The organism is Methanosarcina hadiensis (assembly GCF_046529725.1).
In the GTDB taxonomy this organism is placed as follows: Archaea; Halobacteriota; Methanosarcinia; order Methanosarcinales; family Methanosarcinaceae; genus Methanosarcina; species Methanosarcina hadiensis.
Map to the genome: position 1 here is coordinate 804,623 of NZ_CP136241.1, position 17,956 is coordinate 822,578.

At 41.8% G+C, this 17,956-nt stretch carries 11 protein-coding genes, 1 tRNA gene and 1 rRNA gene; 4 read left to right on the plus strand and 9 right to left on the minus strand.

Going from position 1 to position 17,956, the window contains the following annotated elements; all coding sequences use genetic code 11:
* Nucleotides 1–88 precede the first annotated feature (88 nt).
* The 6 genes from RSJ42_RS03585 to RSJ42_RS03610 form a co-directional block, all read right to left on the minus strand.
* Nucleotides 89–5,623 carry a tetratricopeptide repeat protein gene (locus RSJ42_RS03585; RefSeq protein WP_410509334.1) on the minus strand — a complete coding sequence of 1,845 codons (5,535 nt, stop codon included), beginning with the start codon at nucleotides 5,621–5,623 and terminating at the stop codon, nucleotides 89–91.
* 802 nt (nucleotides 5,624–6,425) lie between these two features.
* Nucleotides 6,426–6,785, minus strand: a complete 360-nt coding sequence (locus RSJ42_RS03590) for a macro domain-containing protein (protein ID WP_410509335.1) — start codon at nucleotides 6,783–6,785, stop codon at nucleotides 6,426–6,428.
* 665 nt (nucleotides 6,786–7,450) lie between these two features.
* Nucleotides 7,451–7,681: a hypothetical protein gene (locus RSJ42_RS03595; protein WP_410509336.1), complete on the minus strand. Its 231-nt coding sequence runs from the start codon at nucleotides 7,679–7,681 to the stop codon at nucleotides 7,451–7,453.
* A 29-nt stretch (nucleotides 7,682–7,710) separates the two neighbouring features.
* Nucleotides 7,711–8,160: a GNAT family N-acetyltransferase gene (locus RSJ42_RS03600; RefSeq protein WP_410509337.1), complete on the minus strand. Its 450-nt coding sequence runs from the start codon at nucleotides 8,158–8,160 to the stop codon at nucleotides 7,711–7,713.
* A 2-nt stretch (nucleotides 8,161–8,162) separates the two neighbouring features.
* On the minus strand, nucleotides 8,163–8,309 hold the full coding sequence (locus RSJ42_RS03605) for a hypothetical protein (protein WP_204245329.1): 147 nt from the start codon (nucleotides 8,307–8,309) through the stop codon (nucleotides 8,163–8,165).
* 228 nt (nucleotides 8,310–8,537) lie between these two features.
* Nucleotides 8,538–9,206, minus strand: coding sequence for a cytochrome c biogenesis CcdA family protein (locus RSJ42_RS03610; protein ID WP_410509338.1), 669 nt, complete (start codon nucleotides 9,204–9,206; stop codon nucleotides 8,538–8,540).
* A 400-nt stretch (nucleotides 9,207–9,606) separates the two neighbouring features.
* Between RSJ42_RS03610 and RSJ42_RS03615 the strand changes: the two genes are divergently transcribed.
* Entirely contained in the window at nucleotides 9,607–10,266 is a 660-nt protein-coding gene (locus RSJ42_RS03615) for an ArsR/SmtB family transcription factor (protein ID WP_410509339.1), read from the plus strand.
* Between the two features lie 385 nt (nucleotides 10,267–10,651).
* Here the strand turns inward: RSJ42_RS03615 and RSJ42_RS03620 are convergent, their stop codons facing one another.
* Nucleotides 10,652–10,924, minus strand: a complete 273-nt coding sequence (locus tag RSJ42_RS03620; RefSeq protein ID WP_410509340.1) for a hypothetical protein — start codon at nucleotides 10,922–10,924, stop codon at nucleotides 10,652–10,654.
* A 515-nt stretch (nucleotides 10,925–11,439) separates the two neighbouring features.
* Between RSJ42_RS03620 and mtaA the strand changes: the two genes are divergently transcribed.
* Complete coding sequence (gene mtaA, locus RSJ42_RS03625) at nucleotides 11,440–12,459, plus strand: methylcobamide:CoM methyltransferase MtaA (protein WP_410509341.1); 1,020 nt, start codon at nucleotides 11,440–11,442, stop codon at nucleotides 12,457–12,459.
* A gap of 405 nt (nucleotides 12,460–12,864) precedes the next feature.
* Here the strand turns inward: mtaA and mtaB are convergent, their stop codons facing one another.
* Complete coding sequence (gene mtaB, locus RSJ42_RS03630; protein ID WP_410509342.1) at nucleotides 12,865–14,256, minus strand: methanol--corrinoid protein co-methyltransferase MtaB; 1,392 nt, start codon at nucleotides 14,254–14,256, stop codon at nucleotides 12,865–12,867.
* A gap of 13 nt (nucleotides 14,257–14,269) precedes the next feature.
* Nucleotides 14,270–15,052: a methanol--corrinoid protein MtaC gene (gene mtaC, locus RSJ42_RS03635; protein ID WP_410509343.1), complete on the minus strand. Its 783-nt coding sequence runs from the start codon at nucleotides 15,050–15,052 to the stop codon at nucleotides 14,270–14,272.
* A gap of 1,212 nt (nucleotides 15,053–16,264) precedes the next feature.
* On the opposite strand from mtaC, the gene RSJ42_RS03640 reads away from it, so the two are divergent.
* Both RSJ42_RS03640 and RSJ42_RS03645 read left to right on the plus strand, forming a co-directional pair.
* Nucleotides 16,265–17,739, plus strand: a 16S ribosomal RNA gene (locus tag RSJ42_RS03640).
* A gap of 81 nt (nucleotides 17,740–17,820) precedes the next feature.
* Nucleotides 17,821–17,893, plus strand: a tRNA-Ala gene (locus tag RSJ42_RS03645).
* Nucleotides 17,894–17,956: the final 63 nt, after the last annotated feature.

Here is a 17,956-nt window from a genome sequence, read left to right on the forward strand (position 1 = left end):
AGTAAGGGAGAGATAAAAACAAATAAAAGTTTAATAGAAGCCTGTCCTTTTTTAAGAACATTCTTCTATCTGAAATAACGAAAAAATCTCAACTGAAATGTTCTTCACTTTCAAGAGACTTTAATACCTCAAGTTTCTCCCTCGCATCTGTCATATCCGGGTAAATGCGAAGGATTTCGTCAAATGCTTTTATTGCTTCCCCAAACCTTTCCAGCTTCCCGAGGATGACCCCTCTATAATTCATGGACTGAATATCCTGCGGGTTTATCCTGAGCAGTTTTTCGAAGGCTTTCAGAGCCTCCTCATATTCTCCTATTTTTGCAAGAGAGATGCCCAGGTATCTGAGAGACTGCTCGTGCCAGGGGTTAATTGTAAGCGCTTCCTTAAAAGCCCTGGCTGCGGTCTCGTAAAGTTTCTGTTTGAAGCATACGACTCCCACGTTATAGATTGCTTTTATATTGTTCGGGTCTTTTGCAAGAACTTCGTCAAAGGCTTTTAAAGCTTCCCTGTACTGATCAAGCATGCAGAAGACGACACCTTTGTAATTCATGACATCGAGATTCTCAGGGGAGATTTCAAGGATGCGGTCAAAGTATCCTATGGACTCCTGAACCCGGTTTAATTTTATGAGGGTCGTGGCTGCATTATAAAGGGCTTCTTCATTTTTCGGGTTGAAAAGGGCTGCTCTTTCAAATGCTTTAAGTGCTTCCTTTGTGCTGTCAAGTTCCAGCAGGCAAAGACCAAGGTAATTGAGGCTTTCAGGGTCTTCAGGGGTCTTTTCAAGCAGCTGTTCAAAGGTTCTGGCAGCTTCTTCGTACTCTTCCAGATTGAAAAGCACAAGAGCCATGTTATAGAGTGCTTCCTCGTGTTCAGGCTCGTGTTCAAGGACGAGATCAAGTGCCTGAAGGGCTCTTTCATAATCCTGAAGCTCTATGCTGGCAATTCCCAGCATATAGCACACTTCCGTATATTCAGGGAAATCAGGGGCAAAAAGGAGCAATTTTTCAAGATCTTTTGCAACATCTTCAAAGTTAAGGGTCCTGAAACCGGCTACAGCACGGTTATAAAGAAGATCTGCGTTTTCAGGGTCTTCTGCAAGGGCTGAACCGAAGGTTTCTCTGGCTTCTTCATATCTGCAAAGTGAAAGCAGGGCAAGCCCTTTCTGCTCCTGTGCGCCTTCAAGGCCAGGGTTGATTTCCAGTGCTCTGTCAAAAGCTTCCACTGCCTCCTCGTTCTGATCCAGGCCTCTCATGACAAGGCCGCTCAGGTACCATACATCAGCAGCCATCGGCTTTTTCTCAAGGACCTTTTCAAAGGTCTCGCAGGCGTCTTCATATTTCTCGGTTTTGAGCTGCGCAAGCCCTATTTTTGTCCAGGCGTCTTCAATTTCGGAACTGTTTATTTCAGGTTCTCCTTCCTGGTTCAGGACAACCTCTTCAAAGGCTTCAAGGGCTTCTTCGTAGCGCCCCTGTGAAAACAGTACAAGTCCTTTTCCATACCAAGCCTTTTTAAAGTCCGGATAACTCTCAAGCAGCTCTGAGAAGATCTCCAGGGCTTCTTCCTGCCTTCCAGTATCCAGAAGCGCTATTCCTCTGTCGTAAATTATCTTCTTTGAAGCCGATCCGTCTCTTGTGAGCTTCTCAAGCGGCAGCAGGGCTTCCTCAGGATTTCCAAGCTCTATAAGGGTTGAAGCATACATTTCAAGCAGTTCCCGACAGATCAGGCAATTTTCCCCCATACTTTTATCGTACTCGCTTTCTGCGCCCTCACAGGTTAAGTTTTCTGTGGAAAGCTCAAGAAGGGAGTCAACTGCAGATACGGCTTCCTGCAGCCTTTCAAGCTTGAAAAGGGCAAGAGCTCTTTTTTGCAGGATTTCAGGGTCAAGTGCCCCTGTTTCTAGGTATCTGTCAAAGGCTTTTACAGCTTCCGCATAGTCTCCTGTCTCAAAGCAGGAAAGCCCTGTATAGTAAGGAATATCGGACCTCTGGCACCCCAGTTCAAGGGCTCTTCCGAATCTTTCAAGGGCGCCGGTGAAGCTGCCAAGCCTGAAAAGAGCAACTCCCAGCAGGTACTGTATCTCTATCTTTTTCGGGCAGTACTCAAGTGCTGCTTTAAAAGTTTCAGCTGCTTCTTCATACCTGCTCAATTCAAAGAGACTGTACCCTTTCTGTTCGAGAGCGTACGTACAGTCAGGTTTAAGCTTGAGGACAAGGTCAAAAATATCCAGAGCTTCCAGGGGTCTACCAAGGGCTTTTAAAGCAACTCCCTTCCTGAAAAGAACAGTTTTCCTTCCAGGAGTCTGGCTGAGGACCTTTTCAAAAATCTCCAGGGCTTCTTCGTAATGTCCCTGCTTGAAACAGGCAGTGCTCAGGTGTGCAAGGGCTTCGGCATTTGCCGGGTCTCTTGAAATGACTTCCTTAAAGCCTGATTCCGCTTCTTTATACTTCCCAAGCCTTAGGAGTGCAAGACTCTTTTTATAAACAAGATCCACATAAACCGGTTCAGGAATTTTTTTCTCGCCAGGCACCGTCTTAAGGGCTGTTTCAAAAGCCCTCAGAGCATCTTCGAACTCTCCAAGTTCAAAGTTAGAAACGCCCAGCTGATAGCATATGTCCTGTGTGTCCCGGAGTGCAGGATCGATTTCAATAGCTTTTTTGAAATCTCTGGAAGCTTCCTCATGCTTTCCTAGTTTTGAGCAGGAGAGTCCCGTATAGTACCAGCCTTCTGCAGACTCAGGGTCCTGTTCGGTAAGCCTTGAAAATGCTTCAAGTGCCCTGTCATAAGCTTCCTGCCGGATGAATAAGAGCCCTTTCCAGTAAAGTATAGAATTGGATCGTACAGAATTAGATTCTTGAGAATTTTGAGCTTCCTCACCGGCGTCTTCAAGTTTGTCATTTACTTTCTTATTTACTTTCTCATTTATTCCTTCGAATAGAGCAAGAGCTTCCCCATACTTCCCGAGCTCGAAATATTCAATCCCTAACCTGAACTTTGCCTCCTCAAGGATTAATTTCACTTCTTCTTTTTCAGGGCAAGGTTCAGGCAGGTTTGAGAGGGCTTCAACTGCTTCTTTATATCTCTTCAATTCAAAGAGGCAAATAGCTCTGTTATTCAGGGCTGAAAGATTTTCCGGGTCTTTTTCAAGCACAGCCTCAAAAGCTTCAAGAGCAGTTTCATACTGCCCTGCCCCTGAGAGGCATTTTGCCCTGTATTCCAGGGCTGTATAGAGTTCCGGGTTAAGGCTGAAAGCTGATCCAAATGCCTTTGCCGCTCCTTCTTGCCTTTTCAGGCTGTACAGCATCAGGCCTTTGTAATACCAGGTCGTATCTGAGTCGGGTCTTTTCTCAAGCACTTTTTCGAAAGTTTCGAGAGCAGATGCACATTCCCCAAGTTCCATCTGGGCAAAACCCTTGAGGATTCCTGCATCTTCGTAATCTTCATCCTTTGTAATTACTTCGTCGAAAGCCTTTATGGCATCTTCAAAATTCTCCAGTTTCAGAAGAGCGAGCCCTTTCCTGTACAGTGCTTCCTTTGATCCAGGCTTTTCAATCAGGACCTTTTCGAATGCCTGCAGAGCAGCTTCATGCTTTCCAAGCTCCATTGCAAGCCTTCCTTTTCTACACTGAATTTCCAGGTCATCAGGATACTTTGCAGCAAGTTTTTCGAAGGTCTCCAGAGCCTTCTCGTATTCCCCAAGTTCTGTTAGCGCTACTCCAAGGCTGTAAAAAAGGTCAGGATAATCAGGACTGAGGGACACAACTTTTTCAAGATACTTGAGGGCATCTTCCTTTCTTCCCAGCCTGAAAAGAGATATGCCCCTGTTATAGAGAGAATCAATATCCTCAGGATTTAGCTTAAGGACTTCAGCAAAGGCTTCTTCAGCTTTTTCATATTTTTCTGAGGCAAAAAGCAAAAGCCCTCTATTCTTCAGGGCATCTTCAAAATCAGGCCTGAGTTTTATTGCCTCTTCAAAAGCTTCAAGGGCTTCTTCGGTTCTCCCAAGCTTTCCAAGCACGATTCCTTTTTTGTTCCACCCTGTCTCAAGGTAGGGATTCAGGCGCAAACCTTCTTTAAATGCCTCAAGAGACTCTTCGTAACGCTCAAGAGAATACAGGGCAAAACCTCTGTTCATCCAGCAGATTTCATCATCAGGCTTCAAACGTGCAGCGTTTTCAAAGGCGTCCAGGGCAGGCTCGAATTTCTCTTCTTCAAGAAAAATGATTCCTTTTTGAAGCCACAGGTTATAGTTTTCAGGGTCCTTTTCCAGACTTCTCGTAAGGGGATCAAGTGCCTCTTCAAAACGCCCGAGCCCTGCAAGTAAAGTACCTCTTAATTTCTGGGCTTCGGTAGAATCAGGGTCATACTCAAGCAGCTTTTCAAAGGTTTTGAGGGCTTCTTCATATTTTCCTGTTCCTGCAAGCAGGCGCCCCTGCTGGAGCAAAGCATCCGTATTTGAAGGATCAAGTTCAGTAACACGGGCAAATGACCTTGCAGCTTCGGGATAGTTTTTCAGTTTCAAAAGAGCAAGAGCCCTGTTGTACCAGATATCTTTCATGTCAGGATAGATTTTAAGCATGGAATCAAAAGCTTCAAGGGCTTCTTCATAGACCTCAAGTTTCATAAGTGCGAGGCACTTGCAGTTCCAGGCTTCAAAATAAGCAGGGTCAAGCCGAATGGCTTCTTCAAAAGCTTTTATGGCTTCGTTAAGTCTGAGCAGGTGTACAAGAGCAAAACCTTTCCTGAACCAGGCATCTTTACGCCTTGAGTTAAGTTTCAGTACTTTTGAAAAGGTTTTCTCCGCGTCTTCGTATCTTGAAAGTTCGCTTAAGAGAATTCCTTTATGATAAAGAGCAGCTTCATTTGCAGGGAATTTCTTTAAGAAACCTTCGAGGGCTTCGAGAGCTTCTTCTTTTTTCCCTGACTTTGAAAGAACAAGACATTTCTGTTCCAGCGCACTTATGTTTCTTGGATTTTCCTTTATAAGAGAATCGAAACATCCGAGAGCTTCTTCGTATTTTTCAAGCTTTGCAAAGATAAGGCCTTTTGCGTAACACGTTTCGGAGTCCTTGGGATTGATTTCCAGCGCACGCCCGAAATTCTCCAGGGCTTCTTCGTACCTTTCTGCCTTCCCGGCTACCGTCCCCATTGCGCACCAGGCGGCTGCATATTCAGGCTTAAGTTCAAGGGCTTTTTCAAAACAAAGGATGGAAGCTTCGTTTCTGCCTATTCCGGCAAATGCAAGTCCTCTCATATACCAGATTTCAGGGTTATCCGGAGAAGTTTCGAGGGCGCTCTCATAAGCATCAAGGGCTTCTTCAAATTTCTCGAGAGCTGCAAGACAGGATCCTTTTTTATATAGGGCTTCGGAGTTCCCAGGCTCAAGCTGCAGGAGTTCATTAAATGAATTGAGGGCTTCCTGGGGTTTTTCAGTTTCAAGGAGAACAAGCCCCCTGTTATAAAGGGCTCCTGTGTGATTCGGGTCTTTATCGAGAATTTTGTTAAATGTATTAATTGCTTTCTCATATTTTTTATGTCTGAATAGGTCAAGGCCTCTCTGAAAGGCTTCATCGTGCACGATAATAATTCCTCCGATTCCCTTTTTAATATGGTCCTGCAGGCTCATCTGGTATTGTTTGAGTATTATTTGAGCTTTATACTGTTACATTTAATCTTTATACTGTTACTTTATTCTTAGTTTGCACTTTTTCCAGAAGACATTATATCAATAAACTGTGCCAGTGAATATATGTCTATAAATTCTATTGATGGTATGAGTATAAATTCTATTGATGGTATGAGTATAAATTCTATTAATGATATGTTTGTAAACTCTATTGATCAGTATTATTTGATCAGTATTATTATATGTGATACTGATAAGTATTTTCTGATAAACGCTCACCGAGGAACCTAAATTTTATCAGGTATTTTTATATTTTATTTGTCTTTTTAAACCAGAATTTCTTTTTCCAGGCCGGATGTTACCGGATATCCGGAATTTGATATCATATTTGCTATCATTATAATTTTTGTTTAGAACCTATTTTTCTAACATACTATATAAAGAATCTCCCATAAGTGTGAGTGGGCGAAAACTTTCAAAATTTGCGTCGGACATCGTCTACTGTGTATTTAAACGATTCTCTTAAAGGTGGTTTACATTATAGATAAATACACAAAAATGAACACACAAAAATGAACACATAAAAAGGAACGCACAAAAAGAAACACACAAAAAGAAGCTCAAAATATTGTTTATTCCTGAAAACTATCTTCAACGGCTTCTTTAATGTTTATGCAACTGTTTTTATTGTAGCAAACAAGGAAAACAGTTTCAGGTAATTCGTTTTCCAGAAGAAACTCTTTTACCTGAGAAACCGCAATCCTGGCTGCCCTCCTGGAAGGAAAACCATATGCTCCCGTACTTATGGCTGGAAAAGCAATTGTTTTATTTTGTAATCCCTGGCAAGCTCAAGGCTTTTTCTGTAGCAGGAAGACAGAAGCTCATCCTCTCCTTCCTTGCCTCCTTTCCAAACAGGACCTACCGTATGTATAACATATTTTGCAGGTAGGAGGTAACTCGATGTTATTTTTGCTTCTCCTGTGGGGCAACCGTTGAGAGTTTTGCATTCTTCAATAAGCCTGGGATCCGCAGCCCTGTGGATTGCCCCGTCTACTCCTCCACCTCCAAGAAGCGAATTATTTGCAGCATTGACAATTGCATCCACTTTCATTTTCACAATATCTCCCTCGAATATTTTTATCCTGCCGGGATCCAGTTTCATACTTATCTTCTGCGCTTGGCTCTCTTATTTTATGATTTTCTTTTTATTCTTCTTTTCACCGCTTATCGAGTTTTTCCTGATCTTCGGTGTTTTTTCTAGTGAAGAATATTTACTCTCCTTTTTCTGCAGTTATGTTTATATCTGAACATACTAATTTATGTAGTTTTTATCCCTACACAGAATAGTTTTTGTTACATTATAAGATCATTCCACATGCTCTATGCCAGCATAAATTCCAGATGGTTAGTACAGCAATTATTGTCGGTAATGTTATTTCTTAATGAGATAGTCCCAAAACTCAGAACTACATCTCTACCTCCCAAATTTGAAATAATCGATCAATCTTCTGATCCGGAAAAGAGTTGTGAAACTTTCGTTGATGCGTCAATAAAGCAGGTTCTGGGACAAGCTATATTAATCTCATCAACGGTTAGAAATTTTAAAACATTCATACACAGTCGCTTTTCTAAATTCAGTTATTCCATATCACATCGGAATACAAAAGTTTTCGTCTTTAAACGATGAGTAATTGTAAAAAATCTAAAGAAAAACATAGGTATTTACATGGATGCTCTTTTCGTTATGCCTATTTATATTGAAAAATAATATAGTTATGATCGTAGCAGATTAGAAGATTTTTTCTATTCTTATAGTAAAAGAAGAATTTAACGCTTCACAATACGCCACTCATTATCTATGAAACCTATAAAAGTATCTTTAGGATACATTTTTACAGTTGTTAGCATAACCAAAAACGCACTTAATTCAGGATCTGATTGATCTATTACTTTTATCAAACTATCATTGCCTGAAACTCTATCAATAATTAAATCCTTAAATTTATCATTATTTTCAAAATTCATTTCAGCGATTATAGGCTGTATGTTAAGATACATTGGAACGAATTCTCTATTTTTATATTTCTCTACAAGTTTGAATTCATTTTTTGATAGAAGCCGATTGAATTTTGTTTTGAATCAACAAGAATGTATCTGCATCCTATACTTTCACAAATAGATAACGTTTTACCTATGGCTGCCAGCAATAGATATGTACCTATTCCTCTTCTTTCAAATCTGGAATCTACTGCCAGCCGTGCAATTTTAACCCCAGGGTATTTGCGGTACTCGTAATGTTCAAGTCCATCTATTACGGCTTTAGCTTCAATTGTATCTGCTATCAGAGTATAAAATCCGACCAGTTCGCTATTCCAAAAGCATAAACTGGTTCTGCTGATCAAGTTATTTTGGTCGTTAAGAGCATCATTTTTCAGAAATTCATTCAATTCCCTGCTTAAACAGCTAAAAGAAGAAAGATTATGAGTTTTATTAAGTGGTATTGTATGAAGTTCAGAGTCTAAAATTATTGAGTCCAAGCTTAAAACCTGTTTTTCTCATGTATTTTCTTTGCGCGCTTGAACATTTCTACCATTTTCTTTGAAACTACGGGATTTTTTTCGTTCCTGAAGAATTCCTTTGCATCTTCTCCTTCGAGAACAAGACCAAGTTCAATAGGCTTCGCCATTGTAAATTCCTTCCTCTGTATTATCGAATAATCTATGTTAGTCTTATTTATATATTCTTGTTGTAGACTCCTGTCCTGACTTCCTGCAGGATAAGTATATCTTTAGACCTTCTCTTAATATTATTTTAATATTATAAAGAAAACCCTTACGCTAAATTTTTTCAGGCATCTTATACTATATTTGTAAAACGACTTTAAATTATTCACTTAAATTGGCAAGGAGTAGACTTATTGTATAGCTAGATATATGAAATAGATACCGATTAATATAATTGATACTCCTATTACTTTATCCATGTGGTCACCACTCATTCTGGTAGTTTCTTTGATTCTCTTACCTATTGAACCACCAATAGAGCTGATTATAATAAGAGGAATACTTAGACCAACTGCATAAATCAACATAGTAAGAAATCCTTGAACCGGGGTTTGATATAATGCTATATAAGTTAGTACAATTATTAGCATCGGAGCACCTCTCCCTATTGTTATTGCCCCAAAGGAAAGCCCAAGTAAAAATGCTCCCACTATTGTGTAAGAATTAGGCAACTTGAAAAAACTGTATATACTTTTTATTGGTGGTTTGTAAACATGTAATAGTTGTAACCCCATTGCAATCATTAATATCCCACCAATTGTCCAAGCGATTGAACTATTTAAAAATAAAATATATTTGCCAATGTATCCAGCAATAAATCCGAGTGGTAACAGTACTAGCACAGTGCCTATTGAAAACGAAAGAACCAGTTTAAGTATATTGGGGAGTGATAAATTCGTTTTTCCACTTGTAAGATAACCTATTAATCCTAAACATAACACGCTGTTACATGGGCAGATACCTGCCATTAGCCCGAAAACAAATATACCGGTTACAGAAGGGTCAAATGTAGCTGTCATAAACTCACCTATTAGATTAATTAATTCGGTATCCAAGTGTAAATTTATCTCATCTAGAAACACAACCCGTAAATCCCAATTTCGTACGTTAAGCATTAAAAATTAAGTGAGATAGCAGTTTTAGGACTGAAACAACCTATATGGAGAGTATGTCCTTAACCAGACATACTATATTGTTGATTTCAATAGCCTTCGACCACGAAGTTTGTTTAGATTTTAGATAGTTATGTCTTAGCGTGCGAAATTTAGGATCTGGTGGCAGCATCCTATTTAGAATTTGTATTATTTAAATATTCAATTGATCAATTGAATATTTAAATAATATGGTAAAAGTGTATTTTAGCATAACTACGAATTATGACTTAAAATGATAAAAAACGAGACGAATCAGGAGGTTTTTATGGGAAAAGAAACCCGTGTGTTTAAAGATAGCGTCTATGCGCAGCTCGCTAGAATCGGAAAGGCTATTTCGAGTCCTCGAAGGCTGGAAATATTGGACATTTTGATGCAGGGATCCAAAACGGTCGAAACAATCGCCCGTGAAACGGATATGAGTGTTGCAAATACATCCCAACATCTGCAAACTCTGCTTGAATCCAGGCTGGTAGAGTACGAGAAACATGGAGTTTACTCATATTACAGATTGGCGGATCGAACAGTGGCGAATTTCATCCTATCTTTACAGCTTTTAGCTGAAAAGCGTATTACTGAACTTCAAAAGCTTCGGGAGGAAATTTACACGAACAGAGATAATATAGAACAAATAAAAATGAGTGAACTCATTGTCAGAATGAAAAAACGCAATGTGACTTTAATTGATGTAAGGCCAAAAGAAGAATATGAGATGATGCACATTCCAGGAGCTAATTCTATTCCTATAGAAGATTTGGAAAAGCACTTAGCTACTTTACCTATAAATCAGGAAATTGTTGCTTATTGCCGTGGACGTTGCTGCTTATTGTCTGTAGAGGCAGTGGAAATATTAAGAGCTCATGGCTTTAAAGCTGTGCGTTTGGAGGCAAGCGTTCAGGAGTGGCTTTCACAAAATGAGGATAAGTAAACAATTACGGATACTTATATGAAAGGTATCACCAATATTTCCAACGGGGCAGGTTGATAACTTATATAGTATGTTCATGTTTATTACGAAAGATATTGATTTCGTAATATACAAGTACAAAATCAATTTCCATATTCCATTTTTCTAACTTGATAGACAAAGAGCTTGTCCCAAAACCAGTTTTATTGACACATCAATAAAAGTTTTATAACTCCTTTCCTTATCAGAAGATTGATCGATTATTTTAAATTCGAGAGATAGACGTAGTTCCAAGTTTTGGGATTAGCTCAAATAATTAAACTAATTTCTTTTCAATTAGTATCTTATCCGAAAAGCCATAAGGCATTAGAAATTACAGCGTTACAATACTTTAGAATTACTCAGATCACTTTACCTGCTTCCCTTTATTTTTATTGCTTAACTTATCCCATAATTCAGAGCCCGGTGAATCACTGGTTAGATAAATAATAACCTGATAGACTATCAGGAGTACGGCAAGAACGACATAACCAGATGCCGACTTTTCGAGATAAGATATGCTGGTAAAAATCGCAGCTAAAAATACTATAGTTACCAGCCAACCTTCTAAGCTGATGGGACGGTAACCCCATCCAAGAATTCTCTTGCCAAACCATGCTTCCTTAGTAATTCTTTTCATGTTTCACATCTTCTTTTTGAGATTATTCTAAAATATGGGCGAACTGCTATTAAATGGCTCTGTGTAACTGTATAGCCAGTAATTATAAGACCGGAACTTGGAGTTTTTTCTGGTGAAGAGTTCATATATCTTATTTGTCCGATTTGTTCCACTCATCCTTTTTCTTAAATGTCAAACTTTTTGATTCGTATGTGCCCAAACAATGATATAGCATAAAACCCAGATTATAGTAGTCAGTCCGAAAACGGGGATTTCGGTGACCTGCAGACTTAATTGCCCATTTAATGAGTTCTGAAAGCTTTTATATGCCTTATGGGGTTACCGGGGCAATCCTTCCGTATCAGTGACTTAGAAATTGAAGGCTCTGGACGGTCAGTATAAATAGTAAAATCAGTAATTGTTAAACCAAATCACCGGTTAAAAAACATAGCCGGAAGATTTCTTAGATGTATTTTCTGACCAAAGCTATATACAGCCAGAATATATCTCTGAATTATTTCTATGGGGGATTAACCATGGGTGATATGACACTTAAGGAGAGACTTTTAAACGCACTGGAAGGAAAGGAAGTTGACAAAGTACCTGTTTGTTCCGTAACTCAAACGGGAATTGTAGAATTAATGGATGAAGTGGGAGCTCCCTGGCCGGAGGCTCATTCTGATCCTGAAAAAATGGCAAAACTTGCAATTGCAAACTATGAGCTAAGCGGGCTTGAAGCTGTGAGGGTTCCATACTGCCTGACCGTGCTTGCAGAAGCAATGGGCTGTGAGGTCAATATGGGTACCAAGAACAGGCAGCCTTCTGTTACGGCTCACCCTTATCCTAAAGACCTTGAAGGTATGAAAATGCCTGAGAACCTGCTTGATATGGGCAGAATTCAGGCTGTACTGGATGCAATTAAAATAATCCGGGAAAGAGTGGGACCGGACGTGCCCATTATTGGAGGCATGGAGGGTCCGGTTACCCTGGCTTCGGATCTGGCAAGTGTAAAGTCTTTTATGAAATGGTCCCTGAAAAAACCCGAGATGCTGGAGCAGGTACTTGACTTTGCAACCGAAGCCACAATATCTTATGCAAATTCTATGGTTCTTGCAGGAGCAGATGTTATTGCCATTGCGGACCCTGTAGCATCTCCTGACCTTATGAGTCCTGATTCTTTTAAAAATGTACTTCAGTCCAGACTCCAGAAATTCTCCTCAGATGTAAATTCGGTTACGGTCCTTCATGTCTGCGGCAATGTAAATCCTATCCTTGATTATATGGCAGACTGTGGTTTCGAAGGTTTGAGCGTTGAAGAAAAGATCGGGAGCGTAAAGAAAGCAAAAGAGGTTATCGGAGACAGAGCAAGGTTTGTAGGAAATGTATCCAGTCCTTTTGTTTTACTGCCTGGCCCGGTAGATAAAATCAAAGAGGAATGCAAAAGAGCCCTTGAAGAAGGAGTGGATGTCCTTGCTCCCGGGTGTGGGATTGCACCTATGACTCCTGTCTCTCACATTAAAGCCATGGTAGAAGCCAGGAACGAGTATTACGCTTGATTATATCGTATCTAAAAAATGATTTTTCATTTTTTCATTTTTTATAGAACAGTCCGACAAGCTAGCTTATGCTTCCTGCAAATTAATTCCTGCAAATTAATGTTTGAAAACTTACTGTTTTAAGAAAAACTTGCTGTTGAATTAAGAAAAGTTCTTAGCCGGTAAAAACTCTGTTTAATATTAAGCTCTTATAGCCTGAGCTACTATGTTTTTAAATAGTAAAATGAGATTCAAGAAAAGTGTCCTTCGAGAATTTGAAGATTATTCAAAAAATTACCTAAAAAATTACCTAATAAATTATCTTTAGCTTTTTCCGGAATTAAGAAAAGAATGAAGAAAAGAATGAAGAAGTACAGCCTGGTTAGTGGCTGTAATTCTCTGATATGGAGGTTTTGACTCCATTTTTTACTTTTTGAGACCGTAGTTCTCAGGCAAGAAGACTTTGACTTCCTGTTTGTACTTGTCAAGGCAGTCGCTCATGAACTTGTCCTTGTCGTCAGTAAGGCCTTCAAAAGCTGCCCGTGCGTTTGCAAGTGCAGTTGTTTCGAACCTTGAAAGGGCAAGTTTACCTTTCGCTCCCTCTTCAACAAGTTTAATGCATTCCATGGCGGCATTCTTGGAACGAAGATATATGTCATTCCCGTCCTTTGCAATTGCCTGCCCGACTCTGTAGGCGTGCGGGTACGCAAGTACATAGCCCTGTGGGTCTCTGTTGATGTCTGAAGCCACAAGTATATCTCTCAGGACTTTCTCGTTACCTGACTGGAGAGCAACGTTCATCATTGCACAGTCATATGCAAGAGTCTCGGACCAGCACTGGACTGTTGTACCACCGAACTCACCGTGGTATTCAACAGACTCATTGGACCAGAGGTCACAGCACTGCATGACCAGGTTACCCATAAGGTCAGAGTGAGCGCAGGTTGAGGTCTTACCTTCCTGAGTGATAGGTACGCCTGAAATAGCCTTTACTATGGTGTTCTCATAGCCACAGTCTTTGCCTGGACCTACTGCGCCGGCTTCATAGGCAACCAGGGATCTTGCTGCAGAGATTGCTCTTGCAATAATTGCAAGGGTGTGTGCAAGGTTCTTGTCAAGCAGGCCGCCTGCAATGAACATTGCAGTGTTTGCCTGGGCGCAGTCAGTGTCACCGGCTGCTACTACATTATTCTTCTTCGCAATTGATGCAATATCTTGCCAGATCATTTCCATGTCCATGCTGCCGAGAACGCCTATGCCGTAAAGTATCCCAGCCATATCGTTTCTGAGAATTGCATAGTCGAAGACTTCCTTACCACCCATTGATTCTACAGAAAGAAGGTCGGCACCGTTCTGGGCGCACTGCTCAAAAGCCTCGATGAAGGTGTTGTATTTGTCTCCTCTAAGAGCGAGATAGTCTCTGGTCTCACGGATGTCACCGATTGTGTGGCGAAGTGCACACTTTATGCCGTATTCATCATGGTAGTCTTCCATGATGGTTTTCTGGGCGTGGGCAACTGCTGCTCCCCAGGAAGGGTTGTTGGACATTTGCTGGACGTGTTCGGTTTCGAGCACAACGGCCGGAGCTCCAATCTGCACCATCCTTGCCATAATGTCGGTGGTGATCCTTTCGTACTCTTTTATCAGCTTTTCCTTTGATGCACCTGCTTCAGGTCTTGGAGCATAGTTAACTTCAGGAGCTGTGTATCCGGCGCCGATTTCAAGCCCAAGTCCTGCTTTGACGGGCTTTTGACATTTTCCGAAAACCATTTCATCTGCGCTTCCATAAGCCATTTTAGTGAATCTGTTTACTGCCATCTACTCCACCTCCTCAGTGTTTATGGAATTTCTCCCTCAGTTGTACTATATTGTCCCCATTTGCCTTGACATAGTCAGCTATCTTCGGGGCATCTGCTGCTTCTTCACCATAGACTCCAAGCTCATACTGGGACACGAAGTCCTGGTTAACTGCACCGCCGCCGCATGCAAAGGGAATTCTATAGCCTTTTTCAAGGAGTTTGTCGTTAACTTCCTTGAATGCATACATGGTGGTGGTCATAAGGGCTGTACCTGTAAGCAGGAGGGGCTTTTCTTTCTCTACTGCCGATATCACCTCATCTACAGGGACATCTCTACCCAGGTCTACTACATCGTATCCGTTAGCCCTGAGTAATGCTGCCACAATATTCTTTCCGATATCGTGGACGTCTCCCTCTGCAACGTGGCAGACTACTTTCCCCTTAACTGTTGGTGCTTTTCCTCCCTTCTGTTTGATGTGCTCGATACCTTCCAGCATAGCGTCAGCTGACATCATAACGTTTGGCAGGAAAATAACTCCTTCATCATAAAGTCTGGTGACTACCCCCATTCCAACCATCAATGCATCATCGATAAGGGAGATTGGATCCTTTCCAGCTTTAATCGCTTTTTCCAGTCCCTCCACAACGTCATCTTCTTCGCCTTCGAAAATGGCTTTTGCTATCGGGTAAACCATCTCATCTTTTGGATAAAGCTCTTCTGCAGCGTCTTCTGGTGTCATTTGCTTTTCCATTTTTACGTTGTAACGTACCAGAATAGCATCGGGATTTATTTCTATCAAATATCTAACCTCCATTAGCTCTTGAGGAGCAATCCCTGGCTCATAGGGGCAAAAACCGGGCTAAAAATAAATCCTAATAGATCCTGAAAAGGTTTAGATGCCCTCTAATTCCCCATTTTTAGATAAAGACGCCTAACCATGATTCTAATAGGTGTTTAATTCCCAAAATCTTCCCAATTTCTTAAAGGGACTTAGAACTCCCCTTTATTTAATTGTGGTTTGATATATATAAAACTCACTGAGCAGTTTAAGGATCTAAAATGAAAACAGTTAATTTCAGTTTACCAGGGTGTTCTGTTTTTTCTGCTCATGTAACTGTATTTTTCTTACTACAATTCTGGATATCTACACTGTTAGTGTGAAGACCGTAGTATTCGTATTCGAATATATTCAAAATATAGTTAGAAGGTAGAAAAGGGAATATCGAAAGTAATTTTTTTACTGTATACTGTTTAGTTTATTGTTAGTTTTTATTTCTTCTACTGGCCTGACTTTAGTAATCAATTTTGACTATTCTGTACTGACAGGCTGGCAAAATTATAGAAAAGTATTTATTCAGGTAGTGCATTTATGAGATTCCCTGATCAGGAGAGATCAGGCAGCAAACGCTTGTGATTTTATTGTAAAACCACTTATACAATAAATCTGTATGCAAGTGAACGGCTGAAGAAAAGCTTTATATACAAGAAACGTCTTGTATGTATCCCTCGTACAATGGACGTGCGAGCCTTCACCTGCTTTCGATTATTAGTAATCGGAGCCGCAGAATCCCTGTAGGTTCAAGCAAAATTCTTTTGCATGGAATCTGCTTTGAAAATCTGCAAGGTGGGAAAAGCTTTATATACAAGAAATGTCTTGTATGTATCCCTCACACAGCTTTAATGTGTGGGAGTAATAAAAAGCTTTAATTCAATGGAATAATTTGTATGTGTTCTTCACAATCCATTATGTTGTGAAATGAACGATACAAAGCTTTATATACAAGAAACGTCTTGTATGTATCCCTCACACAGCTTTAATGTGTGGGTCGAAAATCAATTTCAATCTCATCTTTTAATGGAGTCAGGAGTTATTTCCTGACTGACGAGGATTTGTCGGTTCGGTTAATTCCGGGTGATAATTGTTTCTAAACAATTATCGCGAAACGGACTATTAACTGAATTGATAGTTGTTAGTGCAAGTTTCTGCGACCAAGACCTTTATTTTGAAGTGTGCGATACATTAACAATTCTGGTTGATCCTGCCAGAGGTTACTGCTATCGGTGTTCGCCTAAGCCATGCGAGTCATATGTAGCAATACATGGCGTACTGCTCAGTAACACGTGGATAACCTGCCCTTTGGACCGGCATAACCCCGGGAAACTGGGGATAATTCCGGATAACGCATATGTGCTGGAATGCTTTATGCGTCAAATGGATTCGTCCGCCCAAGGATGGGTCTGCGGCCTATCAGGTAGTAGTGGGTGTAATGTACCTACTAGCCAGCGACGGGTACGGGTTGTGAGAGCAAGAGCCCGGAGATGGATTCTGAGACATGAATCCAGGCCCTACGGGGCGCAGCAGGCGCGAAAACTTTACAATGCGGGAAACCGTGATAAGGGGACACCGAGTGTCAGCATCATATGCTGGCTGTCCAGGTGTGTAAAATACACCTGTTAGCAAGGGCCGGGCAAGACCGGTGCCAGCCGCCGCGGTAACACCGGCGGCCCGAGTGGTGATCGTGATTATTGGGTCTAAAGGGTCCGTAGCCGGTTTGGTCAGTCCTCCGGGAAATCTGATAGCTCAACTATTAGGCTATCGGGGGATACTGCCAGACTTGGAACCGGGAGAGGTAAGAGGTACTACAGGGGTAGGAGTGAAATCTTGTAATCCCTGTGGGACCACCTGTGGCGAAGGCGTCTTACCAGAACGGGTTCGACGGTGAGGGACGAAAGCTGGGGGCACGAACCGGATTAGATACCCGGGTAGTCCCAGCCGTAAACGATGCTCGCTAGGTGTCAGGCATGGCGCGACCGTGTCTGGTGCCGCAGGGAAGCCGTGAAGCGAGCCACCTGGGAAGTACGGCCGCAAGGCTGAAACTTAAAGGAATTGGCGGGGGAGCACAACAACGGGTGGAGCCTGCGGTTTAATTGGACTCAACGCCGGACAACTCACCGGGGACGACAGCAATATGTAGGCCAGGCTGAAGACCTTGCCTGAATCGCTGAGAGGAGGTGCATGGCCGTCGCCAGTTCGTACTGTGAAGCATCCTGTTAAGTCAGGCAACGAGCGAGACCCGTGCCCACTGTTACCAGCATGTCCTCCGGGACGATGGGTACTCTGTGGGGACCGCCGATGTTAAATCGGAGGAAGGTGCGGGCCACGGTAGGTCAGTATGCCCCGAATTTCCCGGGCTACACGCGGGCTACAATGGATGGGACAATGGGTCCCTACCCTGAAAAGGGCTGGTAATCTCACAAACCCATTCGTAGTTCGGATCGAGGGCTGTAACTCGCCCTCGTGAAGCTGGAATCCGTAGTAATCGCGTTTCAATATAGCGCGGTGAATACGTCCCTGCTCCTTGCACACACCGCCCGTCAAACCACCCGAGTGAGGTATGGGTGAGGGCACGGACTCTGTGCCGTGTTCGAACCTGTGCTTTGCAAGGGGGGTTAAGTCGTAACAAGGTAGCCGTAGGGGAATCTGCGGCTGGATCACCTCCTAAGCATAACAATATCACCCGGATGCCGATAAACCGAACAAATCCTCAAACCAGAGATCCATTTGGATCTCTTGTCTCTCTCGGGCTTGTAGATCAGCTGGAAGATCGCTGCCTTTGCAAGGCAGAGGCCCTGGGTTCGAGTCCCAGCAAGTCCATTTTTGTGCACCCGGAAAGTAATTTTTCGGGGAAGGATGGATAGCCTGTGCGGAAACGCAGGC